This is a genomic window from Streptomyces sp. NPDC017202 (assembly GCF_044331705.1).
GTDB lineage: Bacteria > Actinomycetota > Actinomycetes > Streptomycetales > Streptomycetaceae > Streptomyces.
This window is the reverse complement of the sequence record NZ_JBIRNP010000001.1, coordinates 1-26,075: the sequence shown is the minus strand read 5'-3', so window position 1 is coordinate 26,075 and position 26,075 is coordinate 1. Positions and strand designations below refer to the sequence as shown.

At 72.1% G+C, this 26,075-nt stretch carries 20 protein-coding genes; 11 read left to right on the top strand and 9 right to left on the bottom strand.

Annotated elements, in window-relative coordinates; genetic code table 11:
* Positions 1 to 195: 195 nt before the first annotated feature.
* Positions 196 to 3,342: an isoleucine--tRNA ligase gene (ileS, locus tag ACH4N1_RS00100; RefSeq protein WP_398093334.1), complete on the bottom strand. Its 3,147-nt coding sequence runs from the start codon at positions 3,340 to 3,342 to the stop codon at positions 196 to 198.
* Positions 3,343 to 3,952: 610 nt separating this feature from the next.
* On the opposite strand from ileS, the gene ACH4N1_RS00095 reads away from it, so the two are divergent.
* From ACH4N1_RS00095 to ACH4N1_RS00075, 5 genes are all read left to right on the top strand, one after another.
* Positions 3,953 to 5,035: a TraR/DksA family transcriptional regulator gene (locus tag ACH4N1_RS00095; protein WP_398093333.1), complete on the top strand. Its 1,083-nt coding sequence runs from the start codon at positions 3,953 to 3,955 to the stop codon at positions 5,033 to 5,035.
* Positions 5,036 to 5,102: 67 nt separating this feature from the next.
* The gene (gene lspA / locus ACH4N1_RS00090; RefSeq protein WP_398093331.1) at positions 5,103 to 5,744 is read left to right on the top strand and encodes a signal peptidase II; all 642 of its coding nucleotides are present in this window, start codon (positions 5,103 to 5,105) and stop codon (positions 5,742 to 5,744) included.
* 43 nt (positions 5,745 to 5,787) lie between these two features.
* Complete coding sequence (locus ACH4N1_RS00085; RefSeq protein WP_398093329.1) at positions 5,788 to 6,732, top strand: RluA family pseudouridine synthase; 945 nt, start codon at positions 5,788 to 5,790, stop codon at positions 6,730 to 6,732.
* Positions 6,729 to 7,208: a GNAT family N-acetyltransferase gene (locus tag ACH4N1_RS00080; protein WP_398093327.1), complete on the top strand. Its 480-nt coding sequence runs from the start codon at positions 6,729 to 6,731 to the stop codon at positions 7,206 to 7,208. The genes ACH4N1_RS00085 and ACH4N1_RS00080 overlap by 4 nt, the downstream gene beginning before the upstream one ends.
* A 96-nt stretch (positions 7,209 to 7,304) precedes the next feature.
* Entirely contained in the window at positions 7,305 to 8,891 is a 1,587-nt protein-coding gene (locus ACH4N1_RS00075) for a Na+/H+ antiporter (protein ID WP_398093326.1), read from the top strand.
* 235 nt (positions 8,892 to 9,126) lie between these two features.
* On the opposite strand, the gene ACH4N1_RS00070 is transcribed toward ACH4N1_RS00075, so the two are convergent.
* Positions 9,127 to 10,239, bottom strand: coding sequence for a mechanosensitive ion channel family protein (locus tag ACH4N1_RS00070; RefSeq protein ID WP_398093325.1), 1,113 nt, complete (start codon positions 10,237 to 10,239; stop codon positions 9,127 to 9,129).
* Positions 10,240 to 10,361: 122 nt separating this feature from the next.
* Between ACH4N1_RS00070 and ACH4N1_RS00065 the strand changes: the two genes are divergently transcribed.
* Positions 10,362 to 10,931, top strand: a complete 570-nt coding sequence (locus ACH4N1_RS00065) for a dienelactone hydrolase family protein (protein ID WP_398093323.1) — start codon at positions 10,362 to 10,364, stop codon at positions 10,929 to 10,931.
* 7 nt (positions 10,932 to 10,938) lie between these two features.
* Here ACH4N1_RS00065 and ACH4N1_RS00060 read toward each other — a convergent pair whose 3' ends face one another.
* The 4 genes from ACH4N1_RS00060 to ACH4N1_RS00045 all read right to left on the bottom strand — a co-directional run bounded on the left by ACH4N1_RS00060 (position 10,939) and on the right by ACH4N1_RS00045 (position 15,908).
* Positions 10,939 to 12,621 (bottom strand): alkaline phosphatase D family protein, encoded by a 1,683-nt coding sequence (locus tag ACH4N1_RS00060; RefSeq protein ID WP_398093321.1) that lies wholly within the window; start codon positions 12,619 to 12,621, stop codon positions 10,939 to 10,941.
* Positions 12,622 to 12,735: 114 nt separating this feature from the next.
* Complete coding sequence (locus tag ACH4N1_RS00055; protein ID WP_398093319.1) at positions 12,736 to 13,548, bottom strand: DsbA family protein; 813 nt, start codon at positions 13,546 to 13,548, stop codon at positions 12,736 to 12,738.
* 225 nt (positions 13,549 to 13,773) lie between these two features.
* Positions 13,774 to 14,466, bottom strand: coding sequence for a hypothetical protein (locus ACH4N1_RS00050; RefSeq protein WP_398093318.1), 693 nt, complete (start codon positions 14,464 to 14,466; stop codon positions 13,774 to 13,776).
* A 92-nt stretch (positions 14,467 to 14,558) separates the two neighbouring features.
* The gene (locus tag ACH4N1_RS00045) at positions 14,559 to 15,908 is read right to left on the bottom strand and encodes a DUF2252 domain-containing protein (protein ID WP_398093316.1); all 1,350 of its coding nucleotides are present in this window, start codon (positions 15,906 to 15,908) and stop codon (positions 14,559 to 14,561) included.
* A gap of 315 nt (positions 15,909 to 16,223) precedes the next feature.
* Here ACH4N1_RS00045 and dnaE point away from each other — a divergent pair, with 315 nt between their 5' ends.
* Positions 16,224 to 19,763, top strand: a complete 3,540-nt coding sequence (dnaE, locus tag ACH4N1_RS00040) for a DNA polymerase III subunit alpha (protein ID WP_398093314.1) — start codon at positions 16,224 to 16,226, stop codon at positions 19,761 to 19,763.
* An 88-nt stretch (positions 19,764 to 19,851) separates the two neighbouring features.
* Here dnaE and ACH4N1_RS00035 read toward each other — a convergent pair whose 3' ends face one another.
* Entirely contained in the window at positions 19,852 to 20,016 is a 165-nt protein-coding gene (locus ACH4N1_RS00035) for a hypothetical protein (protein WP_398093313.1), read from the bottom strand.
* 224 nt (positions 20,017 to 20,240) lie between these two features.
* Between ACH4N1_RS00035 and ACH4N1_RS00030 the strand changes: the two genes are divergently transcribed.
* From ACH4N1_RS00030 to ACH4N1_RS00015, 4 genes are all read left to right on the top strand, one after another.
* On the top strand, positions 20,241 to 21,452 hold the full coding sequence (locus ACH4N1_RS00030) for an NYN domain-containing protein (RefSeq protein WP_398093312.1): 1,212 nt from the start codon (positions 20,241 to 20,243) through the stop codon (positions 21,450 to 21,452).
* Between the two features lie 107 nt (positions 21,453 to 21,559).
* Positions 21,560 to 22,534 carry an ABC transporter ATP-binding protein gene (locus ACH4N1_RS00025; RefSeq protein WP_366058861.1) on the top strand — a complete coding sequence of 325 codons (975 nt, stop codon included), beginning with the start codon at positions 21,560 to 21,562 and terminating at the stop codon, positions 22,532 to 22,534.
* A gap of 64 nt (positions 22,535 to 22,598) precedes the next feature.
* A complete protein-coding gene (locus tag ACH4N1_RS00020; protein ID WP_398093309.1) occupies positions 22,599 to 23,423 on the top strand; it encodes an ABC transporter permease in 825 nt (274 codons plus the stop codon).
* Between the two features lie 34 nt (positions 23,424 to 23,457).
* Positions 23,458 to 24,153 carry a DUF2567 domain-containing protein gene (locus ACH4N1_RS00015; RefSeq protein WP_398093308.1) on the top strand — a complete coding sequence of 232 codons (696 nt, stop codon included), beginning with the start codon at positions 23,458 to 23,460 and terminating at the stop codon, positions 24,151 to 24,153.
* A gap of 341 nt (positions 24,154 to 24,494) precedes the next feature.
* Here the strand turns inward: ACH4N1_RS00015 and ybaK are convergent, their stop codons facing one another.
* Both ybaK and ACH4N1_RS00005 read right to left on the bottom strand, forming a co-directional pair.
* A complete protein-coding gene (gene ybaK, locus ACH4N1_RS00010; protein ID WP_398093307.1) occupies positions 24,495 to 24,998 on the bottom strand; it encodes a Cys-tRNA(Pro) deacylase in 504 nt (167 codons plus the stop codon).
* A 17-nt stretch (positions 24,999 to 25,015) separates the two neighbouring features.
* On the bottom strand, positions 25,016 to 25,756 hold the full coding sequence (locus ACH4N1_RS00005; RefSeq protein ID WP_398093305.1) for an LON peptidase substrate-binding domain-containing protein: 741 nt from the start codon (positions 25,754 to 25,756) through the stop codon (positions 25,016 to 25,018).
* Between the last annotated feature and the right edge of the window lie 319 nt (positions 25,757 to 26,075).

The window sequence follows — 26,075 nt, the reverse complement described above, 5'->3', positions numbered from 1 at the left end:
TTAGGCGTCGGCAGCGTTCACAGGGCGGGGCCCCGGATTCCTTTCCGGGGCCCCGCCCTGTTTACGCGTGTTGCGGGGCCGGCCCACGCGTGCCGAGGGGCCGGGCGGCAGCCTCCGGCGACGCCCGGCATGCGGAAGGGCCCGGTCTCTCCCCCGCGGGGGGAAGAGACCGGGCCCTTGCCGGCCCCGGAGGCGTTACGCCTTGCGCAGGCGGAACGTCAGGGTCAGGCCCTCGTCCGCGAACGGGGCGCCGTAGGTGTCGTCCGCCCCGCCCTGGGCGAAGTCGGTGGCGAGGACCTCGTCGGCGATCAGGGCCGAGTGACCGGTCAGCGCGTCGACGGTCGCCGGGTCGGTCGCGGTCCAGCGGAGCGCGATGCGGTCGGCGACGTCGAGGCCGCTGTTCTTGCGGGCCTCCTGGATCAGGCGGATCGCGTCCCGGGCCAGGCCGGCGCGGCGCAGCTCCTCGGTGATCTCCAGGTCGAGGGCGACCGTCGCGCCCGAGTCGGACGCCACCGACCACCCCTCGCGCGGGGTCTCCGTGATGATCACCTCGTCCGGGGCGAGGGTGACCGTCTCGCCGTCGACCTCCACCGATGCCGTGCCCTCGCGCAGGGCGAGGGAGAGCGCGGCCGCGTCGGCGTTCGCCACGGCCTTGGCCACCTCCTGGACGCGCTTGCCGAACCGCTTGCCCAGGGCGCGGAAGTTGGCCTTGGCGGTCGTGTCGACGAGGCTGCCGCCGACCTCGGCGAGCGACGCCAGCGACTCGACGTTCAGCTCCTCCGTGATCTGCGCGTGCAGTTCGGGGGAGAGCGCGTCGAAGCCCGTGGCCGCGATGAGCGCCCGGCGCAGCGGCTGGCGCGTCTTCACGCCCGACTCGGCGCGCGTGGCACGGCCCAGCTCCACCAGGCGGCGCACCAGGGCCATCTGCCGCGACAGCTCCGGGTCGATCGCGGAGAGGTCCGCCTCCGGCCAGGACGCCAGGTGCACCGACTCGGGGGCGTCGGGGGAGACCGGCACGACCAGGTCCTGCCAGACCCGCTCGGTGATGAACGGGGTCAGCGGGGCCATCAGCTTCGTGACCGTCTCGACGACCTCGTGCAGGGTGCGCAGCGCGGCCTTGTCGCCCTGCCAGAAGCGGCGGCGGGAGCGGCGTACGTACCAGTTGGACAGGTCGTCGACGAACGCCGAGAGGAGCTTGCCGGCGCGCTGGGTGTCGTAGGCCTCCAGGGACTCGGTCACCTGGTCGGTGAGCGCGTGGAGTTCGGACAGCAGCCAGCGGTCGAGGACGGGGCGGTCGGCGGGGGCCGGGTCGGCCCCGGACGGGGCCCAGCCGGACGTGCGGGCGTACAGGGCCTGGAAGGCGACCGTGTTCCAGTAGGTGAGGAGGGTCTTGCGCACCACCTCCTGGATGGTGCCGTGGCCGACGCGGCGGGCCGCCCAGGGAGAGCCGCCGGCCGCCATGAACCAGCGCACCGCGTCGGCGCCGTGCTGGTCCATCAGCGGGATCGGCTGGAGGATGTTGCCCAGGTGCTTGGACATCTTGCGGCCGTCCTCGGCGAGGATGTGGCCGAGGCAGACGACGTTCTCGTAGCTGGACTTGTCGAAGACCAGGGTGCCGACCGCCATCAGCGTGTAGAACCAGCCGCGGGTCTGGTCGATGGCCTCGCTGATGAACTGCGCGGGGTAGCGGGACTCGAAGAGTTCCTTGTTCTTGTACGGGTAGCCCCACTGCGCGAACGGCATCGAACCCGAGTCGTACCAGGCGTCGATGACCTCGGGCACGCGCGTGGCCGTCTTCCCGCAGCCGTCATGGCGGCAGTCGAAGGTGACCGCGTCGATGTAGGGGCGGTGCGGGTCCAGTTCGGACTGGTCGGTGCCGGTCAGCTCGGTCAGCTCCGCGCGCGAGCCGACGACGGTGAGGTGGTCGTCCGCACAGCGCCAGATCGGCAGCGGGGTGCCCCAGTAGCGGCTGCGGGAGAGCGCCCAGTCGATGTTGTTGTTCAGCCAGTCGCCGAAGCGGCCGTGCTTGACGGTGTCCGGGAACCAGTTGGTCTTCTCGTTCTCCGCGAGGAGGCGGTCCTTGACGGCCGTGGTGCGGATGTACCAGGACGGCTGCGCGTAGTAGAGCAGCGCGGTGTGGCAGCGCCAGCAGTGCGGGTAGCTGTGCTCGTACGGCAGGTGCTTGAAGAGGAGGCCGCGCTGCTGGAGGTCCTCGGTGAGCTTTTCGTCCGCCTTCTTGAAGAAGACGCCGCCGACCAGCGGGACGTCCTCCTCGAAGGTGCCGTCCGGGCGGACGGGGTTGACGACGGGCAGGCCGTAGGAGCGGCAGACCTTGAGGTCGTCCTCGCCGAAGGCGGGGGACTGGTGGACCAGACCCGTGCCGTCCTCGGTCGTGACGTACTCGGCGTTGACCACGTACTGCGCGGGTTCGGGGAACTCCACGAGCTCGAACGGACGCCGGTAGGTCCAGCGCTCCATCTCGGCGCCGCTGAAGGTCTGGCCGGTGCTCTCCCAGCCCTCGCCGAGGGCCTTGCCGAGCAGCGGCTCGGCGACGACGAGCTTCTCCCGTCCGTCGGTGGCGACGACGTAGGTGACGTCGGGGTGCGCGGCGACCGCGGTGTTGGAGACCAGCGTCCAGGGCGTGGTCGTCCAGATCAGCAGCGCGGCCTCGCCGGCGAGCGGACCGGAGGTGAGCGGGAAGCGGACGTACACGGACGGGTCGACGATCGTCTCGTAGCCCTGCGCCAGCTCGTGGTCCGACAGGCCCGTCTCGTCGCGCGGGCACCAGGGGGCCACGCGGTAGTCCTGCACCAGCAGGCCCTTGTCGAAGATCTGCTTGAGCGACCACCACACGGACTCGATGTACTCGGGGTCCATGGTCCGGTAGGCGTCGTCCAGGTCGACCCAGTAGCCCATGCGGTGGGTCAGCTCGGTGAACGCGTCGGTGTGCCGGGTGACGGACGCGCGGCACTTGTCGTTGAACTCCGCGATGCCGTACGCCTCGATGTCCTGCTTGCCGGTGAAGCCGAGCTCCTTCTCGACCGCCAGCTCCACCGGGAGGCCGTGACAGTCCCAGCCGGCCTTGCGGCCCACGTGGTAGCCGCGCATGGTGCGGAAGCGGGGGAAGACGTCCTTGAAGACGCGTGCCTCGATGTGGTGGGCCCCCGGCATGCCGTTGGCGGTGGGCGGGCCCTCGTAGAACACCCATTCGGGGCGGCCCTCGGACTGCTCCAGGGTCTTGGCGAAGATCTTCTGCTCGCGCCAGAACTCGAGCACGGCGTGCTCGAGGGCGGGCAGGTCGACCTGGGCGGGTACCTGGCGGTACTGCGGCTGCGTGTTCAACGAGCTTCCTCCGGCGGATGTGCTGCCTTCCGTCGGAGGGACGAGAGCTTTGTCCACGCCGTGTGCGGCGCGCTCCCGCGGTACCACCCTCCTTGGCCCTCCGGTGCGCCGTACGCTCCGGGGAGCCCCCTCATTGGGGTCGCGATGCCGGTTCTACCGGCCTCGGACGTCCGTGGGCGGGGCCCACTGTCCGAGGCTTTCTTCCGGCGGCTCCGGGGTGATCTTCACGTCGCGCTCGCCCCCGGGCTTCCACCGTCCCCGGGTCGCTCTGGGCTGCGTACGCCGCTACTCGTCCCCATCCACGCTTCTCGCTCCGCCCAGTGTACGGCGCCGCGCGGACGGCGGCCGACCGGTTTTCCGGCTTCGCGGACGGCGGGCCGGGGGCGGTCCGGGATGACCCGAACGGCGAGGTGCGCGGGTTCCGGCTCCCGGACCGCCGACTGGTCGGATTACCCGGCGGGGAGCTGGGCACAACGGATGCATGCTTGCCGTGTGACGTGTGCGAGGCGGGCGGATCGGGCGGTGTGCCCCGTTGCCGCGGGACTCAAGTCGATTTATCGTCCCAGCACGATTCGCGTGCAAGATCACAATATGTGAAGGGGCCGCGGCCATGGTGGCGAAGAAGACCGCCGTACAGCAGTCGGCGTCCGGCAGCTCCACCGGCGCCTCCGGCGGTGCGGCCAAGGACGTCGGTGCGAAGAAGAGCATGCGGGGCGGTGGCACGGCGGGGGCCGCGAAGCCGGCGGGGCGGGCCGCGAAAGCGGCGCCCGGGAAGGCGGCGCCCAAGGGGGCGGCGGCCGGGAAGAAGGCCGCGGCCCCGGAGACGGCTGCCGCCTCCGGGGCGGCCGCGGCATCCGGTGAGGCAGGGGTCTCGGGGAGGACGGCGGTCGAGGGGAGGACGGTCGCGGCGGAGAGGACGGCGGCCGCGGGGAGGGCGGTCGCCGGGGAGACGCCCGTCGCGAAGGAGCCCGCCGGGAAGAAGGCCGCTTCGAAGAGGGCGGCCGCGGGCAGGAAGACGGCCGGGGCCCGGCAGGGTGCGGCCCGCGAGTCGGGAGCCGGTCCGCGGGACGCGGTCGGTGAGGTGGACGCCGGTACGGAGGGGGCCGGCGGCGGGGGCGGTGCGGCCGGGAAGGGGACCGCCCGCAGGAGCACCCCCAGGAAGAGCACGGCCAAGAAGGTGGGCGCGGCCTCGGCCGCGGAGCAGACGGGAGCCACGACGGTGGTTGCGAAGAAGACTGGCACGGCCCCGGCGGCGCAGACCGCTGTTCCGAAGGCGCGGTTCGCCGCGACGGAGCCCGGCGAACTGGCGGTACGCCCCGGCGAGGACCCCTGGACCCCCGAGGAGGTCGCGGAGGCCCGTGCCGAACTGGACTCCGAGAAGGACCGGCTGCGTGCCGAACTGACCTCGTCCGAGGCGGCCCTGGTCGGACTGATGCGGGACTCGGGGGACGGCGCCGGCGACGACCAGGCGGACACCGGTACGAAGAACATCACGCGCGAGCACGAGCTGGCGCTGGCCGCCAACGCGCGCGAGATGCTCGTCCAGACCGAGCACGCCCTGGAGCGGCTGGACGCGGGCACCTACGGCCTGTGCGAGAACTGCGGCAATCCCATCGGCAAGGCCCGCATGCAGGCCTTCCCGCGGGCCACGCTGTGCGTCGAGTGCAAGCAGAAGCAGGAGCGGCGGTACTGATCACCCGGCCGCCGGAAGGCGTGCCGTACCCTCGTCCTCAGTCAGGTACCTAGGTCGAGGGACTCACGTGGCAGAGGCGGAGCGCATCATCGGTACGCCGGACACTCCAGAGGCGGCGGGAGCCGAACCGGAGCCGTCCGGCGGAAACGCCGGGCAGCCGGCGTCGGGCGAGTCGCCCGGTGCGGACGGGACCGCGGCGCAGGCCGCCGGGCAGCGCCCCCGCGGCAGGCGCCGCATCGCCGTGCTGTTCACGGTCGCCGCGTTCGCCTACGCCGTCGACCTGATCAGCAAGATGCTCGTGGTCGCGAAGCTGGAGCACCACCAGCCGATCGAGATCGTCGGGGACTGGCTGCGGTTCGAGGCGATCCGCAACGCGGGCGCCGCCTTCGGCCTCGGCGAGGCCTTCACCGTGATCTTCACGGTGATCGCGGCGTCGGTGATCGTGGTCATCGCCCGGCTCGCCCGCAAGCTCTACAGCCTGCCCTGGGCGATCGCGCTCGGCCTGCTGCTCGGCGGTGCGCTCGGCAACCTCACCGACCGGATCTTCCGGGCGCCGGGCGTCTTCGAGGGCGCGGTGGTGGACTTCATCGCGCCGAAGCACTTCGCCGTCTTCAACCTGGCCGACTCGGCGATCGTGTGCGGCGGCATCCTGATCGTCCTGCTGTCCTTCAAGGGCCTCGACCCGGACGGCACCGTCCACAAGGACTGAGCGTGTGTTCGGGGGTGCCGGACCCGTCCGGCATACTCGACGGGTGAGCACGATTCCCGAGATCCGCACCCTGCCCGTGCCCGACGGCCTGGAGGGCGAGCGTGTCGACGCCGCCATCTCCCGCATGTTCGGCTTCTCCCGTACCAAGGCCGCCGAACTCGCGGCCGCGGGGAAGGTCATGGTCGACGGGTCGGTGGTCGGGAAGTCCGAGCGGGTGCACGGCGGGGCCTGGCTCGAGGTCGAGATGCCGCAGGCGCCCGCGCCGGTGCAGGTGGTCGCCGAGCCCGTCGAGGGCATGGAGATCGTGCACGACGACGAGGACGTGGTCGTGATCGTCAAGCCGGTCGGCGTGGCCGCGCACCCGTCGCCCGGCTGGAGCGGCCCCACCGTCATCGGCGGACTCGCCGCCGCCGGGTACCGCATCTCCACCTCCGGCGCCGCCGAGCGCCAGGGCATCGTGCACCGCCTCGACGTGGGCACCTCCGGCCTGATGGTGGTCGCCAAGTCGGAGCGCGCGTACACCTCGCTGAAGCGCCAGTTCAAGGAGCGCACGGTCGACAAGCGCTACCACACACTCGTCCAGGGCCACCCGGACCCCACCAGCGGCACCATCGACGCCCCCATCGGCCGGCACCCCCAGCACGACTACAAGTGGGCGGTCACCGCCGAGGGCAAGCCCTCCGTCACGCACTACGACCTGATCGAGGCCTTCCGCGCCGCCTCCCTGCTGGACGTCAAGCTGGAGACCGGCCGCACGCACCAGATCCGCGTCCACATGGCCGCCCACCGCCATCCGTGCGTCGGCGACCTGACCTACGGCGCCGACCCGACGCTCGCCAAGCGGCTGAAACTGACCCGGCAGTGGCTGCACGCGGTCCGGCTTGGCTTCGAGCACCCCGGGGACGGCCGCTGGGCCGAGTTCTCCTGCGAGTACCCGGACGACCTCCAGCAGGCCCTCGACCAGGTCCGCGAGGAGACCTACGGATGAGCGGCACGCCCGCGTACGTGGTCCGCGTCGCCGAGCACCCCGCCGACCGTGAGGCCTGCTTCGCGGTCCGCAAGGAGGTCTTCGTCGGCGAGCAGGGCGTTCCCGAGGACATCGAGTACGACGCCCACGACGCCGGCGCGGTGCACGTGCTGGCGGTCCGGGAGGACGGCGTACCGATCGGTGCCGGGCGGCTGCTGTACGGCGCGGAGGCCGCGGCCAAGACCGGCGGGGACCCGTCGGTCGGGTCGCTGGGACGGCTCGCCGTCACCCGGCGGGCGCGCGGGCTCGGAGTGGGGGCCGCGCTGGTGCGGGCCGTCGAGGACGCGGCACGCGCGCGTGGACTCACGGCCGTGGACCTGCACGCCCAGACCCACGCCCTCGGGTTCTACGAACGGCTGGGGTACCGGGCGTACGGCCCCGAGTTCCCGGACGCGGGGATCCCGCACCGGGCGATGCGGCGGGCGCTCCAGCGGTAGCCGGGGCGGCCGGGGGCGCCGAAAGGGCTGGTGACGGGGGTGACGTGGCAGGCTTGAGGTCTGCCGTGTGACGTCTCAGCCCCCGGAGCACCGACCGTGGACCAGTTGGCCCTGTTGTTCGTCCTGCTGCTCGGGGCCGTGGTGAGCGTCCCGCTGGGAGACCGGTGGAACCTGCCGGCGCCGGTCCTGATGACCCTGCTCGGGATCGTGCTCGCGGTCGCCGACTTCGTGCCCGACGTGAACGTCCCGCCGGACCTGATCCTCCCGCTGCTGCTGCCGCCCCTGCTCTACGCGGCCGTACGACGCACCTCCTGGCGGCAGTTCACCGCCAACAAGCGGCCGATCTTCCTGCTCGCCGTGGCGCTGGTGTTCGTCACGATGCTGTGCGTGGCCGCCGTCGCCCACGCGATCGTCCCCGGCCTGCCGATCGCCGCCGCCGTGGCCCTCGGGGCGCTCGTCGCGCCGCCGGACCCGGTGGCCGCCACCGCCGTGGCGGGGCAGCTCGGGCTGCCGCGCCGGCTGGTGTCCATCCTGGAGGGCGAGGGGCTGTTCAACGACGTCACCGCCATCGTGCTCTACCACGTGGCCATCGCCGCCGTCGTCAGCGGCACCTTCTCGCCCTGGGAAGCGGGTCTCGACCTCGTGCTGTCCGCCGTCGTCGCGGTCGCGGTCGGGCTGGCGCTCGGCTGGGGGGCGAACCGGCTCATGGACCTGCTCGGCGACCCGACCCTGCAGATCGGGCTCACCCTGCTGGTCCCGTACGCCTCCTACGTGCTCGCGGAGGAGTTCCACGGGTCGGGGGTGCTCGCCGTGCTCACCACCGCGCTGTTCCTCGCCGAGTACGCCACCGATCCCGACGACGTGATGACCCGTCTGGCCGGGCACACCTTCTGGAACATCATCGACACCCTGGTGACCGGGGTGGCGTTCGGGCTGATCGGCCTGGAACTGCACATGGCGATCCGGACGGCGTCCGGACGGTGGGGGGAGATGCTGGGGTGGGCCGCGGCGGTGGTGGCCGTGGTGATCCTCGTGCGGCTGCTGTGGCTGCTGCCGGCGACCTGGCTCGCCCAGCGGATGCACGCCAGACGGGACCACGACGAGGACATCCCGACGACCTGGCGGGAGACCGTCGTGATGTGGTGGTCGGGGATGCGCGGGGTCGCCTCGGTGGCGCTGGCGCTCGCGATCCCGCTGAGGACCGACGAGGGAGCCGCCTTCCCGGACCGGGACGAGATCGTGTTCATCGCCTTCGGCGTCATCATGGCGACGCTCGTCCTCCAGGGGCTGACCCTGCCGTGGCTGGTCAAGCGGCTCGGGGTGCAGGCCGACACCGGCCGCGAGAAGGAGTTCGAGAAGGAACTGGCCGTGCGGGCGGCCAAGGCGGCGAAGCGCCGGCTGCGGGAGATCGAGGCCGAGGAGGAGCTGCCGGAGGAACTCTCCGAGCAGATGGGCCGGCGCGCCCTCGACATCGGGCTGCGGATCAGCCCGGACCTGGGCGAGGACGAGCGGCGGGAGGCGCACGAGCACCGGGTGCGCCGGCTGAGGCGGGTGCGGCGGATCCAGGGCGAGATGCTGAGCGCGGCCCGGCACGAGGTGGTCGCGGCGCGCAGCGAGCCGGGGGCCGATCCCGAGATCGTGGACCGGGTGCTGCGCCACCTCGACGTGCGCAGCCTGCGCTGACGCCCCGCCCGCGGCCGTCGGGCGGGGCGGGTCCGGCCGCGCCCGGCGCGCCGGTGCCCGCCGGTGGTGGGGCTCCCCGCGCGGTGGCTCGCCGTCGGCGGCCTGGCACGGACGGAGGCGGGGGGCCCGGTACGGACGGACGCGGGGGACGCGGTACGCGACGCCGGCCGGGCGCACGGGGCGGCCCGGCCGGCGTCACCGGTTCACCGGTTCACCGGTTCAGCGGTTCACCGGTTCAGCGGTCGGCCCGCGGCGACTCGTGGGCGCGGCGCTGAGGCCCTATGCCGCCGGGGATCCGGCCGTTGGAGCGGGACGACCGCAGGATCGCGTCGGCGGTGTTGACGCGGGGAAGCGCGTACGGGTGCTCCTCGGACAGCCAGCGGATCATCCGCTCGCGGACGGTCACGCGGACCGTCCAGATGTCGTCGGCGTCCTTGGCGGTCACCAGCGCCCTGATCTGGAGGGTGTTGGGCGTGGTGTCCGTGACGTCCAGGCCGTAGGCGCGGCCGTCCCAGGCCGGGCACTCGCGCAGGATGTCGCGGAGCTTCTCACGCATCGCGTCCAGCGGTGCCGAGTGGTCGAGGTGCCAGTAGACGATGCCGGTCATCTGCGGGGTGCCGCGCGACCAGTTCTCGAACGGCTTGGACGTGAAGTACGAGACGGGCATGGTGATCCGGCGCTCGTCCCAGGTCCGCACGGTGAGGAAGGTCAGCGTGATCTCCTCGACCGTGCCCCACTCGCCGTCCACCACCACCGTGTCGCCGATCCGCACCATGTCGCCGAAGGCGATCTGGAAGCCGGCGAACATGTTGCTCAGCGTCGACTGGGCGGCGACACCGGCGACGATGCCGATGATGCCCGCCGAGGCCAGCAGCGAGGCGCCGGCCGCGCGGAACGCCGGGAACGTCAGCAGCATCGCCGCCACCGCGACCACCCCGACCACCGCGGAGACGACCCGCATGATCAGCGACACCTGGGTGCGCACCCGCCGTACCCGGGCCGCGTCCTGGTGCACGCGCGCGTAACGGCGGTACGAGGTCTCGACGATCGCGGCGGCGATCCGGATCGCCATCCACGCGGTCGACCCGATCAGCACCAGGGTGAGCGTCTGGGCGATGCCGACGCGGTGGTCCTCCAGTATCTCGGCGTTGTCGAACGATCCTCTCAGCAGGGCGGCGCACAGCCCGAGCTGGTACGGGATGCGCCCGCGGCGCAACAGCCCCCACAGGGGTGTCTCGGGATGCCGTCGGTCGGCCTTGGACAACAGTCGGTCGGTGGCCCAGCCGATGAACAACGTCAGCACGACCGAACCGCCGACCACGATCAGTGGGCGGAGCAGGTTCTCCATGCCTTCGAACGTAACCGGCCCGGCGGGGTCGTGAACATGCACGTTGTGTGAAGAGACCCACGTGAGGTGGTGCGGGGGCCGCCCCGTGGGGCGTTGTCGGTACCGGCTGGCACCATGGCCCCATGAACATCATGCTCTTCCATTCGACCTATGGACTGCGTCCCGCGGTGCGCGCGGCGGCGGACCGGCTGCGCGCCGCCGGTCACGAGGTGTGGACCCCGGACCTCTTCGACGGGCGCACGTTCGACACGGTCGAGGAGGGCATGGCCCACAACGAGGGGATCGGCAAGGACGAGCTGCTGAGGAGAGCCGTCCTGGCCGCCGCGCCCTACTCGGAGCGGGGGCTGGTGTACGCCGGTTTCTCGCTGGGCGCGTCGATCGCCCAGACCCTCGCCCTCGGTGACGACAAGGCACGCGGTCTGCTGCTCCTGCACGGCACCTCCGACCTCGCGCCGAACGTCTCGGTGGACGACCTGCCGGTGCAGCTGCACGTGGCCGAGCCGGACCCGTTCGAGACCGACGACTGGCTGAGCGCCTGGTACCTCCAGATGGGCAGGGCGGGCGCCGACGTGGAGATCTACCGGTACGCCGGGGCCGGTCACCTCTACACCGACCCCGACCTGCCCGACTACGACGCCGAGGCCGCCGAGGCCACCTGGCGGGTGGCGCTCGGCTTCCTCGCGGGCCTGTAGGCGGCGGCTACACGGGGTCGTACGTCCGCTCGACCTTCTGCGTGCCGGTGCGGGTGCGGTAGGAGCGGGACCAGGACGAGGTCGCGTCCGCCCTGGTGCGGCTGGACACCACGTAGTAGTCCATCTGCGCGCGGTCGGCGGTGATGTCCAGGACGCCGTAGCCGTGCCGGTCGGTGTCCACCCAGTGGACGTGGCGGTTGGCGGCCCTGATGACCGGGGCGGCGATCGCGGAGACCGTGCCCTCGGGGACCTTCACCAGGTCGTCGAGGTTGTCGGAGGTCACCGAGGTGACCACGAACTCCGTGGCGGCCGAGGCGGACAGCGGGTAGGTCCCGGCGTCCACGGGCACGTCGTTGGCCCACGCCATGTGGATGTCGCCGGTGAGGAAGACGGTGTTGCGGATGGCGTTCGCGCGCAGGTGGGCGAGGAGTTCACGGCGGTCGTCCGTGTAGCCGTCCCACTGGTCGGTGTTGAGGGCGAGGCCCTCCTGCGGCAGGCCGAGCAGCTTGGCGAGCGGCTTGAGCAGGTCCGCGGAGAGCGAGCCGATCGCGAACGGCGAGATCATCACCGAGTTGCCGACCAGCCGCCAGGTGGTGTCGGACGCCTTCAGACCGGCCTTCAGCCAGTCGAGCTGGGCGCGGCCGGTGAGGGTGCGGTCCGGGTCGTCGACGTCGCCGTTGCCGACGGAGACCTGTTGGGAGCGGAAGGAACGCAGGTCCAGCAGGGAGAGGTCGGCGAGCTTGCCGAAGCGCAGCCGGCGGTAGGTGGTGCCCGCCAGCGCCGGGCGGACCGGCATCCACTCGAAGTAGGCCTGCTTGGCGGCCGCCTGACGGGCGGTCCAGCTGCCCTCGGCGCCCTCGGTGTGGTTCTCGGCGCCTCCCGACCAGGTGTCGTTGGCTATCTCGTGGTCGTCCCAGATCGCGATGACGGGCGCCTTGGTGTGCAGGGCCTGCAGATCGGGGTCGGTCTTGTACCTGCCGTGCCGGGTGCGGTAGTCGGCGAGGGTGAGGATCTCGTGCGTGGGCGCGTGCTGCCGTACGACGGTGCCGCGGGTGCCGTACTCGCCGGTGCCGTACTCGTAGATGTAGTCGCCGAGGTGCAGCCAGGCGTCGAGGTCGCCGCGGGCGGCGAGGTGGCGGTAGGAGGAGAACCAGCCGGCCTCCCAGTTGGCGCAGGACACCACGCCGAAGCGCAGGCCCGCCACGGACGCGTCCGCCGCCGGCGCGGTGCGGGTACGCGCCACCGGGGAGTCGGTCCCGCCGGCCGAGAAGCGGAACCAGTAGTCCGTGGCCGGGGCGAGACCGCGGACGTCGGCCTTGACGGTGTGGTCGGAGGCGGCGGTCGCGGTGACGGACCCCTTCGCCACGACGTTCGTCAGTGCCTTGTCCCTGGCGACGACCCACTCGACCTCGGTGTCCGGGCCGAGCCCGGAGCCGGGTACGGCCTCGGCGGTCGGCGTCACCCGGGTCCACAGCAGGACGCCGTCGGGCAGCGGGTCGCCGGAGGCGACACCGTGCAGGAAGGCGGGGGCCTCGTCGGCGGCCCACGCGGGCAGCGCGGCGGCGAGCGGCCCGGCCAGCACGGCGGTGGCGGCGGCGGCCTTGACGACCGTACGGCGGCGCGGGGCGCGTGCGTCGAGGCGGTCCGACGGCGCGTCGGTGCTCTCTGTTGATCTGTATCGACTGGTCACGGGCGATCAGATTACTGACCAGTACGACGAAGAGCGGGCGAACTGGCAAAAGTTCGCCCGCTCTTCGGTTCTCCGTCTCTCAGCCCGCCGTCACGCGGAGGGCGTTCAGGCCGTTCAGGCCTTGAGGGCCGCCTCGAGCGCGGTGGTGAAGTCGGCGACCGTCATCGGCGCGTTCTGGCTGCCGGGTGCGGTCAGCGGCTTCCCGTCCATCCTCAGGGTCGGAGTGCCCGACACACCGCTCTTGTCGAACGTCTCGGACATCTCCAGCGCCCACCTGTCGTAGGTGCCGTCCTTCACGGCCTTCTGGAACGCGGCGTTGCCCTTGAGCGCGGAGACCGTGTCGGCCGCCTTGATCAGGTAGCTGTCGTCCTTGAACTTGTCGTCGGACTCCTCGGGGTGCCACTTCGCCGAGTACAGCGCCGTCTTGTACTCGAGGAACGCCTCCGGGCTGACGTCGAGCGCGGCGCCCAGCGCGCTCAGCGCGTTCTTGGAGCCCTCGCCGGACAGGCCGTTGTCGAGGAAGGTGGCGCCGACGAACTGGAGCTTGAACTTGCCGGCGTCGTAGTCCGACTTCAGCTTGGGGCCCACGGTCTGCTCGAACTGGGCGCAGACCGGGCAGCGCGGGTCCTCGTACATCACGAGGGTCTTCTTGGCGGTGCTCTTGCCCATCACGACCGTCGTGCCGTTCTCGCCGGTGGTGTTGGCCGGCTTGACCAGCGGCTTGTCCTTGGCCTCTTCCCAGTAGGTGGGCTTGTTGTTCTGGACGACCGCGTAACCTATGCCGCCGGCCACCGCCAGCACCGCGACGACCGAGCAGGCCACGACGACCTGCCGCTTGACCTTGGCCCGCTTGGCCTGGCGTTCGCGCTCGACACGCAGTCGCTCGCGGGCCGCCGTCTTCGCCGCCGCGCTGTTGCGCTTGCTCATGGTGGTGTTCTCCAGGTGGGACGCGCACAGGGGTGCGCGGGATACGTGTGTGGGGGCTGTCGTGCTCCGGGGCCGCGCAGAGCGACCGGGACGGGGACCGGCCCGGTGACCGAACCCGTCGGATCGAACCCGTCGGATCGAACCCGCCGGACCGGCCCTGGCGGACCGAAGCCGGTGACCGGACCCGGTGCGTCGGACCGGCGGTCCGGTGCGGTCCGGTGTCGCTCAGGCGGCGGCCGGGCGCGGGGGTCCGCGGCGTCCCAGGGAGTGCACGAGGATCCGGTCGCGGCTGGTGGTGACCGGACGGCGCGCGGGCCGCGGCAGGCGGCGGGCGGCCGGGGCGGTGCGGACGGTCACGGCGGCCACGGCCAGCAGCAGCGGCCGGAACGTGGTCGCGGTCGCCGCGCGCAGCAACTGGCCCAGCGCGCGCTCGCCCCGCCGCAGCCAGGCCGCGGCGACGAGGCCGACGCCGACGTGCGCGCCCAGCAGCAGCCAGGCCGTCGACGGGTCGGCGTGGGCGAGGAGGCCGCCGACCCGCTCGGGGTCGGCGCCGGTCACGCGGGCCAGCGGGGCGCCGACACTGGTGCCGTCGCCGCACAGGACGTCGAGGCCGACGGAGCGCAGCGGGCCGGCGACCGGGCCGCCCGCCCGGCCGTAGCAGACGTGCTGGCCGGTGGTGAAGACGGTGTCGGCCGCCAGCTCCAGCGGGATCAGCAGGGCGGCGATCCGCCCGAAGCCGCGCTCCCGGCCCGCCAGCGCGTACGCCAGGAGGAACACGGCGACCGCGAGGGCGGCCACCGTGTTCAGCGGCAGCGGGACCCGCGACAGCAGCACGTGCGACGCGGTGCTGAGCGTCACGACGAAGGCCGTGAACAGCGCCGCGCGTACGGCTCTGAGGCGGGTCCCGGATATGTCCATAGCGGAGGAGAGTGTGTCACGCGTGCCGGTAAGAGGCCCCTAAAGGGTCGCTGTGAGCGCCCTTTTCGTTATGGAGTTCGTCATGGAGCCCGTCACAGACCCGGGATCCGGCCGTTGCGGAACAGGTCGAGGAAGATCTGGTGGTCCGCACGCGCGCGTGCGCCGTAGGCGTGCGCGAAGTCGACCAGGAGCGGCGCGAAGCCCTCCTCGTCGCCGGCGATCGCCGCGTCGATGGCCCGCTCGGTGGAGAACGGCACCAGCGACTCGCCGGAGGTGTCGTCCGCCGCCGCGTGCATGGTGGCCGTGGCCCGGCCCAGGTCGGCGACGACGCCCGCGATCTCCTCCGGGTCGTCGATGTCGCCCCAGTCCAGGTCCACCGCGTACGGCGAGACCTCGGCGACCAGCTGGCCCGCGCCGTCCAGCTCGGTCCAGCCCAGCCACGGGTCGGCGTGCTGCTGGAGGGCCCGCTGGGAGATCACCGTGCGGTGGCCCTCGTGCTGGAAGTAGTCGCGGATCGCCCGGTCGGTGATGTGCCGGGAGACGGCCGGGGTCTGGCCCTGCTTGATGTAGATCACCACGTCGTTCTCCAGGGCGTCGCTGTGGCCCTCCAGGAGGATGTTGTACGAGGGCAGGCCCGCCGAGCCGATGCCGATGCCCCGGCGGCCGACGACGTCCTTCACGCGGTAGGAGTCCGGGCGGGCCAGGGAGGTCTCCGGCAGCGTCTCCAGATAGCCGTCGAAGGCGGCGAGGACCTTGTAGCGGGTGGCGGCGTCCAGCTCGATGGAGCCGCCGCCCGGCGCGAAGCGGCGCTCGAAGTCGCGGATCTCGGTCATGGAGTCCAGCAGCCCGAAGCGGGTCAGGGAGCGGGCGTCGCGCAGCGCGTCCAGCAGGGGGCCCTCGGCGGTGTCCAGCGTGAAGGGCGGCACCTCGTCCTGCTTGGCGCCCGTCGCCAGGGCGCGGATCCGCTCGCGGTAGGCGCCCGCGTACACCCGCACCAGCTCGGTGATCTGGTCGTCGCTGAGCGCCTTCGCGTACCCGATCAGGGCGATCGAGGCGGAGAAGCGCTTCAGGTCCCAGGTGAAGGGGCCGACGTACGCCTCGTCGAAGTCGTTGACGTTGAAGATCAGACGGCCCTGGGAGTCCATGTAGGTGCCGAAGTTCTCCGCGTGCAGATCGCCGTGGATCCACACGCGCGAGGTGCGCTCGTCCAGGTAGGGCCCGGTGAAGGTGCCGGTCGCACCGCGCCCGCCGCTCGCCGCGTCCTGGTCGTGGTAGAAGAGGCACGCCGTGCCCCGGTAGAACGCGAACGCCGAGGCCGCCATCTTGCGGAACTTCACGCGGAACGCGGCCGGGTCGGCGGCCAGGAGTTCGCCGAAGGCGGTGTCGAGGACGGCGAGGATCTCCTCGCCGCGAGGCTCTTCGTCGAGCTGCGGAACCGACATCGCGGGGTGCCTCCTGGTGCTTCATGCGTACGACAGCGTTTCTGTCGTCTCCAACGGGCGGACGCGTGCGAAAGTGCCCACGGCCCCCCGCTGTGAAGGTACGCGGGGGAGCCGCCCGCCCGTCACCCGGCCACCGTTCCTCGTCGAGGCGCTTCGCGCCACCGTGTTCGCCTCACATGTCGGTGCCGAGGCATAGACTTCGAGGCTGACCCCCCGACCGTCCGCCAGCCCGTCGTCGATCGTTCACCCGCCGCCCGACCGCCGCCCGCAACACGGCGCGTCGCGCCGCAGCACCTGTCCCATGGAGGCCATGCCGTGTCGAAGCCGCCGTTCACGCACCTGCACGTCCACACCCAGTACTCGCTGCTGGACGGTGCCGCGCGGCTGAAGGACATGTTCAACGCGTGCAACGAGATGGGCATGACCCACATCGCCATGTCCGACCACGGCAATCTCCACGGGGCGTACGACTTCTTCCATTCCGCGAAGAAGGCCGGGGTCACCCCGATCATCGGGATCGAGGCGTACGTCGCCCCCGAGTCGCGGCGCAACAAGCGCAAGATCCAGTGGGGCCAGCCGCACCAGAAGCGCGACGACGTCTCCGGTTCCGGCGGTTACACGCACAAGACCATCTGGGCGGCGAACGCGACCGGCCTGCACAACCTCTTCAAGCTCTCCTCGGACGCGTACGCCGAGGGCTGGCTCCAGAAGTGGCCGCGGATGGACAAGGAGACCATCTCCCAGTGGTCCGAGGGGCTCATCGCCTCCACCGGCTGCCCCTCCGGCGAGCTCCAGACCCGCCTGCGCCTCGGCCAGTACGACGAGGCGCTGAAGGCGGCGTCCGAGTACCAGGACATCTTCGGCAAGGACCGCTACTTCCTGGAGCTGATGGACCACGGCATCGAGATCGAGCGCCGGGTCCGGGACGGCCTGCTGGAGATCGGCAAGAAGCTCGGCATCCCGCCGCTGGTCACCAACGACTCGCACTACACGTACGCGCACGAGGCGACCGCCCACGACGCCCTGCTGTGCATCCAGACCGGCAAGAACCTCTCCGACCCGGACCGTTTCCGCTTCGACGGCACCGGCTACTACCTGAAGTCCACGGACGAGATGTACGCCATCGACTCCTCGGACGCCTGGCAGGAGGGCTGCGCCAACACCCTCCTGGTGGCCGAGCAGATCGACACGACCGGCATGTTCGAGGCTAAGAACCTCATGCCGAAGTTCGACATCCCCGAGGGCTACACGGAGGTCAGCTGGTTCAAGGAGGAGGTCCGCCGCGGCATGGAGCGCCGCTTCCCGGGCGGCGTCCCCGAGGACCGGCAGAAGCAGGTCGAGTACGAGATGGACGTCATCATCCAGATGGGGTTCCCGGGCTACTTCCTCGTCGTCGCCGACTTCATCATGTGGGCCAAGAACAACGGCATCGCGGTCGGCCCCGGCCGAGGCTCCGCGGCCGGCTCGATCGTCGCGTACGCCATGGGCATCACCGACCTCGACCCGATCCCGCACGGCCTGATCTTCGAGCGGTTCCTCAACCCCGAGCGCGTCTCCATGCCGGATGTCGACATCGACTTCGACGAGCGCCGGCGCGTCGAGGTGATCAGGTACGTGACCGAGAAGTACGGCGCCGACAAGGTCGCCATGATCGGCACCTACGGCAAGATCAAGGCGAAGAACGCCATCAAGGACTCCGCGCGCGTGCTGGGCTACCCGTACGCGATGGGCGACCGCCTCACCAAGGCGATGCCGGCCGACGTCCTGGGCAAGGGCATCGACCTGAACGGCATCACCGATCCCTCGCACCCCCGCTACAGCGAGGCGGGCGAGATCCGCGCGATGTACGAGAACGAGCCGGACGTGAAGAAGGTCATCGACACCGCCAAGGGCGTCGAGGGCCTGGTCCGGCAGATGGGCGTGCACGCGGCGGGCGTGATCATGTCCAGCGAACCGATCGTCGACCACGCCCCGATCTGGGTGCGGCACACCGACGGCGTGACCATCACCCAGTGGGACTACCCCCAGTGCGAGTCGCTGGGCCTGCTGAAGATGGACTTCCTCGGCCTGCGCAACCTCACGATCATGGACGACGCCATCAAGATGGTGAAGGCCAACAAGGGCATCGACCTGGAGATGCTCGCCCTCCCGCTGGACGACCCCAAGACCTTCGAACTGCTCTGCCGCGGCGACACCCTCGGCGTCTTCCAGTTCGACGGCGGCCCGATGCGCTCGCTGCTCCGCCAGATGCAGCCCGACAACTTCGAGGACATCTCCGCCGTCTCGGCCCTGTACCGGCCCGGCCCGATGGGCATGAACTCGCACATCAACTACGCGGAGCGCAAGAACGGCCGCCAGGAGATCACGCCGATCCACAAGGAGCTGGCCGAGCCCCTCGAGGAGGTCCTGGCCGTCACCTACGGCCTGATCGTCTACCAGGAGCAGGTGCAGAAGGCGGCCCAGATCATCGCCGGGTACTCGCTCGGCGAGGCCGACATCCTCCGCCGCGTGATGGGCAAGAAGAAGCCCGACGAGCTGGCGAAGAACTTCACCATCTTCCAGGCCGGCGCGAAGAAGAACGGCTACAGCGACGAGGCGATCCAGGCCCTGTGGGACGTGCTGGTCCCCTTCGCCGGCTACGCGTTCAACAAGGCCCACTCGGCCGCGTACGGACTGGTCTCGTACTGGACGGCGTACCTGAAGGCGAACTACCCCGCCGAGTACATGGCCGCGCTGCTCACCTCGGTCAAGGACGACAAGGACAAGTCGGCCGTCTACCTCAACGAGTGCCGGCGCATGGGCATCAAGGTGCTCCCGCCGAACGTGAACGAGTCCGAGTCGAACTTCGCCGCCCAGGGCGACGACGTGATCCTCTTCGGCCTCTCCGCGGTGCGCAACGTCGGCACCAACGTCGTCGAGTCGATCATCAGGTCCCGCAAGGCCAAGGGGAAGTACTCCTCCTTCCCCGACTACCTCGACAAGGTCGAGGCCGTGGTCTGCAACAAGCGCACCACGGAATCGCTGATCAAGGCCGGCGCCTTCGACTCCATGGGCCACACCCGCAAGGGCCTCACCGCGCAGTACGAACCGATGATCGACAACGTGGTCGCGGTCAAGCGCAAGGAGGCCGAGGGCCAGTTCGACCTCTTCGGCGGCATGGGCGAGGAGCAGAACGACGAGCCGGGCTTCGGCCTCGACGTCGAGTTCACCACCGACGAGTGGGACAAGACGTACCTGCTCGCGCAGGAGCGCGAGATGCTCGGCCTGTACGTCTCCGACCACCCCCTCTTCGGTCTGGAGCACGTGCTGTCCGACAAGGCGGACGCCGGCATCGCCCAGCTCACCGGTGGTGAGCACGCCGACGGCGCGGTCGTGACCATCGGCGGCATCATCTCGGGCCTCCAGCGCAAGATGACCAAGCAGGGCAACGCCTGGGCCATCGCCACCGTCGAGGACCTCGCCGGCTCCATCGAGTGCATGTTCTTCCCCGCGACCTACCAGCTGGTCTCGACCCAACTCGTCGAGGACGCCGTGGTGTTCGTCAAGGGCCGCCTCGACAAGCGGGAGGACGTGCCCCGCCTGGTCGCGATGGAACTCCAGGTGCCGGACCTGTCCAACGCGGGCACCAACGCGCCCGTGATCCTCACCATCCCGGCCGTGAAGGTCACCCCGCCGATGGTCAACCGCCTCGGCGAGATCCTCACCCACCACCGGGGCGACAGCGAGGTCCGGATCAGGCTCCAGGGCCCGACGAAGACGACCGTGCTCCGCCTGGACCGGCACCGGGTCAAGCCCGACCCGGCCCTGTTCGGCGACCTGAAGGTGCTGCTCGGCCCGTCCTGCCTGGCCGGCTGAGCCGCGGACGCACGCAAGGGGCGCACCCGGACCTCCGGGTGCGCCCCTCCTGCATGCGCGAGGGCGTCAAGGGCCCGTCACGCGGATGCTAGTTGTGGCCGAAGCGCTTGCCGCGTCCCTTGCCGCGGGCCATCTCGCCGGGCGCCATCTGCGTCGGGTTCGACTCGTCCTGCGGCTCCAGAGTGGCCTGCGCCGTCCGCGGAGCGCGCTCGGACTGCGGCTGCTTACGGTCACGGTTCTTGTTCTTGGCCATGGGGATCTGCCTCCTGTTGGGGGTCTAGGGGCCAGGGCCGGAATCAGATTCACATAGGCTGACTTGTGCCGCATTTCGGATAATTACCGTCGGTGACAGGGTCCGTCGGCGGGCTCCGCTCCGAAACGCCACGCCGAAGATCGAGTTCCGGCCGTTAACCCCCGTGCGGTCGGGCAGACTCGAAGCAGGCCTGAAGCAAACCTCCCGGGAAGAGGGTGAGTCGTGTGGACCGCTGCATCGTCCTGGTGGACGCCGGGTATCTGCTGGGGGCCGCCGCGAGTCTCCTCGCCGGAGAACCCTCGCGCTCCCGGATCACCGTCGATCACGCCGCCCTCGTCCAGGGCCTGCGAGAACAGGCCGAGTCCGAGACCGAACGGCCCCTGCTGCGCATCTACTGGTTCGACGGCGCCCCCGACCGCGTCCCCCAGCCCGAGCACCGCAGACTGCGTGTGATGCCGCGGGTCACCGTCCGGCTGGGCGCCCTGACCCGCAGCGACGGCCGCTGGGCGCAGAAGGGCGTCGACGCCGCGATGCACGCCGAGCTGACCGAGCTGGCCCGCAACCGGGCCTGCTCCGACGTCGTCCTCGTCACCGGTGACGGCGACCTGCTGCCCGGCATGATGGCCGCCAAGGAACACGGCGTCGCCGTCCACCTGTGGGCCGTCCAGGCCGCCGACGGCGACTACAACCAGTCCGAGGACCTGGTCGCCGAGGCCGACGAACGGCGCGTCCTGGACCGCACCTGGATCACCAGGGCCGTACGCGCCAAGGACCTCGGCGGGGTCTGCGCGCCGTCGCCCGTGCCGCGGCCCGAGATCGCCGCCATCCTCTCCGCGCCGCTCCCCGAATCCACCCTGGCGCCCACGTCCGAGCGGCCCGCGGAGCAGAGCGAGCACCCCTCCGCCGCCACCGACGGCACCCGGGACCGGGTCCCCGCCCCCAAGGGCGTCCCCACCCCCAAGGACCTCGCCGCCCTGCGCGCGCCCGGCGACCGGGCCGACCGGCCCCCGGCCACCGCGACCCTGCGCTGGTCCTCCGACAAGGGCTGGGTCGACCGGCCCGGCACCGCCGCCGAGCCCCCCGAGATCGCCTCCATGCCGACCCTCGCGCAGGTCACCACGGCCGAGCAGCGGTGGGCCGACCGCGAGGAGGACATCACCACCGTCGGCGGCGACCCCTTCGAGGTGGGGCAGGTCTTCGCCCGCCGCTGGATGGGGCGCCTCGGCGACCAGGGCCACCTCCAGAAGCTGTCCGGCATGTACCCGCGCATCCCGCACCGCATCGACGGCGAACTGCTGCGCTACGCGGCCCGCTTCGGCCTCCTCGCGCACAAGGACGACCAGATCGACGAGCACGACCGCTACGCCATCCGGGCGGGGTTCTGGCGCGAGATCGACGTCCGGGCGACGGCCGAGCACGCACCCGCGGCGGACTGAACCGGACACTCTGGGCGCCCCCGACGGCGGGCGGGGGCGCCGACCCCGTAGGCTCGTTCCTTGTGAGTACGCGCGCGGCATCGACCATTCGGCACGGGGACGAGGTCGTGTGTGCCGTACGCGGACTGACCAAGACCTATCCGGCGGTCCGGGGCCGGCGCGGCACTGCCGGGACCCCCGAGGTCCGCGCCACCGACGACGTGCGGCTCGACGTGCGGCGGGGTGAGATCTTCGGCCTGCTCGGACCCAACGGGGCCGGCAAGACCAGCGTCGTGCGCCAGGTCACCGGGCTGATGCGGCCGGACGGCGGCAGCGTGGAGATCCTCGGCCACGACATCGTGCGCCACCCCGAACGGGCCGCGCGCATCCTCGCCTACCTCGGCCAGGAGTCCACCGCCCTCGACGAACTCACCGTCTCCCTCGCCGCCGAGACCACCGGACGGCTGCGCGGACTCCCCGTGCGCGAGGCCCGGCGGGAACGGGACGCCGTGCTCGAGGAACTGGGGCTCACCCCCATCGCCGGCCGGCCGCTGCGCAAGCTCTCCGGCGGACAGCGGCGGCTGGCCTGCTTCGCGACCGCGCTGGTGGGGGAGCGGCCGCTGCTGGTGCTGGACGAGCCCACCACCGGGATGGACCCCGTCGCCCGGCGCGCCGTGTGGTCCGCCGTGGACCGGCGGCGCGCCGAGCGCGGCACCACCGTGCTGCTCGTCACCCACAACGTCATCGAGGCCGAGACCGTCCTCGACCGGGTCGCCGTCCTCGACCGCGGCCGGGTCATCGCCTGCGACACGCCCGCCGGGCTCAAGGAACAGGTCGCCGACGAGGTACGGGTCGAGCTGGTGTGGCGCGAGCGGGCGCCGCTGGACGTCCCCGAGGTCGCCGCGCTGCGCGAGCGGGCCGTGGAGTCCGGGCGCCGCTGGACGCTGCGGCTCGGCCCCGAGGAGGCCCGCACGGTCGTCGCCACCGTCACCGGCGGGGCCGCCTTCGCCGCCCTGGACGACTTCACCCTCGCCACCCCCAGCCTGGAGGACGTCTACCTGGCGCTGGGCGGGGCCGCCCGGCAGGGGTTGGTGAAGGCGTGAGCAGGACCGTCCCCGCGTCCGTACCGAACAGGGCGACCACCGGACCCAAGAGGAGCACCGCGACGTGAGTGTCGTACCCGCAGAGGTTCTGCCGGGCAGCGGCCTGGCCGTGGACGGACAGCCGGCCCGGGAGGCGGCCGAGCTGGCGCCGCGCGCGCGGCTGTGGCCGTCGCTCGTGGCCGTGTACCGGGCGCAGCTGTCCCGCGCGCGGGTGGCCCGCATCCCGCTGCTGTTCGTGGCGACCTTCCAGTCGGTCGGCATCCTGATCATGATGCGCGGGGTCGTGGAGGGCGGACGCGAGGCGGAGGCCGTGGTGGCCGGCTCGGCGGTCCTCGTCGTCGCCTTCGTCGCGCTGAACCTGCTGGCGCAGTACTTCGGCCAGCTGCGGGCCACCGGCGGCCTCGACCACTACGCCACGCTGCCGGTGCCGCCCGCGGCCGTCGTGCTGGGCGCCGCGGGCGCGTACGCCTCCTTCACCGTGCCGGGGACGCTGGTGACCGCGGTCTTCGGCGCCGTGCTCTTCGGGCTGCCGCTGACCCACCTGTGGGTCCTGGTGCTCGTCGTCCCGCTGTCCGGCGCCGCGCTGGCCGGGCTCGGCGCGGCCTTCGGCCTGCTCGCCCCGCGCCCCGAGCTGGCCACCGTGCTCGGCCAGCTGGGCATGTCGGCGGCGCTGCTGCTCGGCGTCCTGCCGCCCGACCGCATGCCGGAGGCGGTGCGCCTCGCCCGCGACCTGCTGCCGTCGACGTACGGCGTGGAGGCGCTCGCGCGGACCTTCCGGCCGCACCCCGACTGGGCCTTCGTGCTCGGTGACCTCGCGGTGTGCGCCGCCGTCGGCGTGGTGTCGCTGGCGGTCGCCACCTGGGCGTACCGCCGGGCCGCCGTCCGATGACGCACGGCGCGGACGGGCCTGGCACGATGTCAGGGTGACCGCACCGCTGACTCCCCCTCCGCCGCCGCACGAACCGTCCCCGGGCGACGCCCGGCCGTCGCCCGGCGCCCACCCCGATGCGGCCGCGTTCCGGGGCACCGCGCCCCACGACGCCGGACACGGACAGGACGGGCCCGGGATGAGGACGGAGCTGCGGGAAGCCGCCGTGATCACCGTCGTGGTCGCGTTCGTCGGAGCGGCGCTGGGGCTGCTGTGGCTGTGGCTGGCGCCGCGCGTCCCGCTGGTCGGGGAGGTCGTCGACGACAACTGGGTCGTCTACCTCAAGGACACCGAGGGCGAGCAGGCCGTCGGCGTGGACGGAACGTTCGTCCTGCTCGCCGCGGCCTGCGGCGCCCTGAGCGCCGCCGCCGTGTTCGCCTGGCGCCGGCGCGGAGGCGTGCCGCTGGTCGTGGCGCTGGCCCTCGGCGGACTGCTCGGCTCCCTGCTGGCGTGGCGGCTGGGCGTGTGGCTCGGCCCCGGGCAGGACGTGATCGCGCACGCGAGGGCGGCGGGCGCGGGCGTCACGTTCTCGGCCCCGCTGAAGCTGAGCGCCAAGGGCGCGCTGCTGGCCTGGCCCCTGGCCGCCCTCCTGGTGCACCTCGGCCTCACGGCCCTGTTCGGCCCCCGCGACCCCGACCCGTACGGGCAGGGACCGCTCCCGAAGGACCCGTACGGGGCGCCGCTCGAGTAGGGCGGACGGGCGCCGGGCCCGCGCCGCGCCGGCGCCGGGCGTGCGGTGCCCGGCCCGGGCCTGCGGCCTGGTCCGGCCGGGCCCGGGCCGGGGTACGGCGCCGCTCTGCCGGCTTGTGCGCCGGGGAGCGGTGGGGCGTGGCCGGGATCGGCGGGCGCGTGGCCGAGGTGGCCGGGTGCGCCCGGTTGTACGGGCCGTGCGGTGTCCGTACGAGGCGTGCGGCACCCGAGCCGGAACTGCGACCGGGCGTGCCGGGTCCGGGCCGGAGTGCCGACCGGGCGTGCCGGGCCCGGGCCGGGGTGCGGTCGGGCCCGTAGCGAACCTCTCGCGGCGCTCGCCGGTCAGGCGCGGCCGATGGGGGACAGGACCGCTCCCGTGAGCTCGGCCAGGTCGGTGGGGGCCAGTTCGACCTCCAGGCCGCGGCGGCCCGCCGAGACGCAGATGGTGGCGTGTGCCCGCGCCGAGTCGTCGAGCACGGTGGGGAGCCTCTTGCGCTGGCCCAGCGGGGAGATGCCGCCGCGGACGTAGCCCGTGGTGCGTTCGGCGAGGGCCGGGTCGGCCATGGCGGCGCGTTTGCCGCCGACCGCCGCCGCGAGGGCCTTGAGGTCGAGCGAGCCGGCGACCGGCACCACGGCGACCGTCAGGGAGCCGTCCACGTCGGCGACCAGGGTCTTGAAGACCCGGTCGGGGGAGACGCCCATGGCCTCGGCGGCCTCCTCGCCGTAGGACGGGTGGGCCGGGTCGTGGTCGTAGGCGTGGACCGTGAACTCCACGCCCGCCGCCGTCAGGGCGACGGTCGCGGGCGTACCGCCGGACTGCTGCTGCTTCTTCGACTTCTTCGCCATCAGGGCCTTCCCGTGCGTCAGTTCAGACTCGTCGGCCCGCGGGTCAGGTCCGCCGCGGGCAGCGAGGGCAGGCTACGGAGGATGGCCGTCTCCGCGCGCAGGAGTTTCAGCTCGTCGCGCAGCCGGGAGGCGGTGTCCGGAGCCTGGAGCAGCCGCTGCTTGACGGGCGTGTCGAGCATCATCGCGGCCGCCACCAGGTACGACACCACGGACGGATCGTCCGGCAGGTCCGCCCCGGTGGACAAGGAGCGTTCGCGGGCGCCCGCCAGACGCTTCTGGTACTGGCGGAAGGCCCGCAGCACGCCCTCCGCGAGCGCGCCCGCCTCCTCGCCCGGCTCCTCCGGCAGCTCCTCCAGTTCCGCCACCAGGAAGGGGCCCGAGGCGTCCACCGACACCAGACGCACCCGGGTCGTCCCGGTGGCCAGCACCTCGAAGGTGCCGTCGGCGCGCTCCCGGACCGTCGCCGCGTCGGCGACGCACCCGACGGAGTGGAACGCCTCGACCGGGTCGTCGCCGAACCCGGCGGTGGGGCCCCGCCGGGGCGGCGCCGTCGCGTCCGGCATGCCCGGGGCGGCCGGTGCCACCTCGTGGCCGTCGCGGATGGCGACGACGGCGAACCGGCGCGCCTCCTCCTCGGGGGTCTTCAGCAGATCGCGCATCAGGGCGCGATAACGCTCCTCGAACACGTTGAGCGGCAGCACCAGTCCGGGGAAGAGGACGGTGTTCAGCGGGAAGAGCGGCAGCCGGACGGTGGTCACGGCGCAGAAGCCTAGGGCATGTTTCGAAAGTCCCTCCCCCAGAGGGGATGCCCCCAGCCCGGCGACGCCTGGCACGCACTCCCCCGGAGGGGGCACCCCCAGCCGCGTTGTCGAGGTCGCCCCGATACCACCGGTATCGGGGCGACCCTCCGCCTTGCGATCGCACGCGCCGGACGCCGCCGGGCCTGCCCTTCGGGCAGACGACGCCACTTTCGAAACACGCCCTAGGCGGTGTCTTCAAATGTCACGCCCACATCAGGAGCGATGCGAGGGTGACGGCTGCTTGGTAGGACTCGGCGGTCTTGTCGTAGCGGGTGGC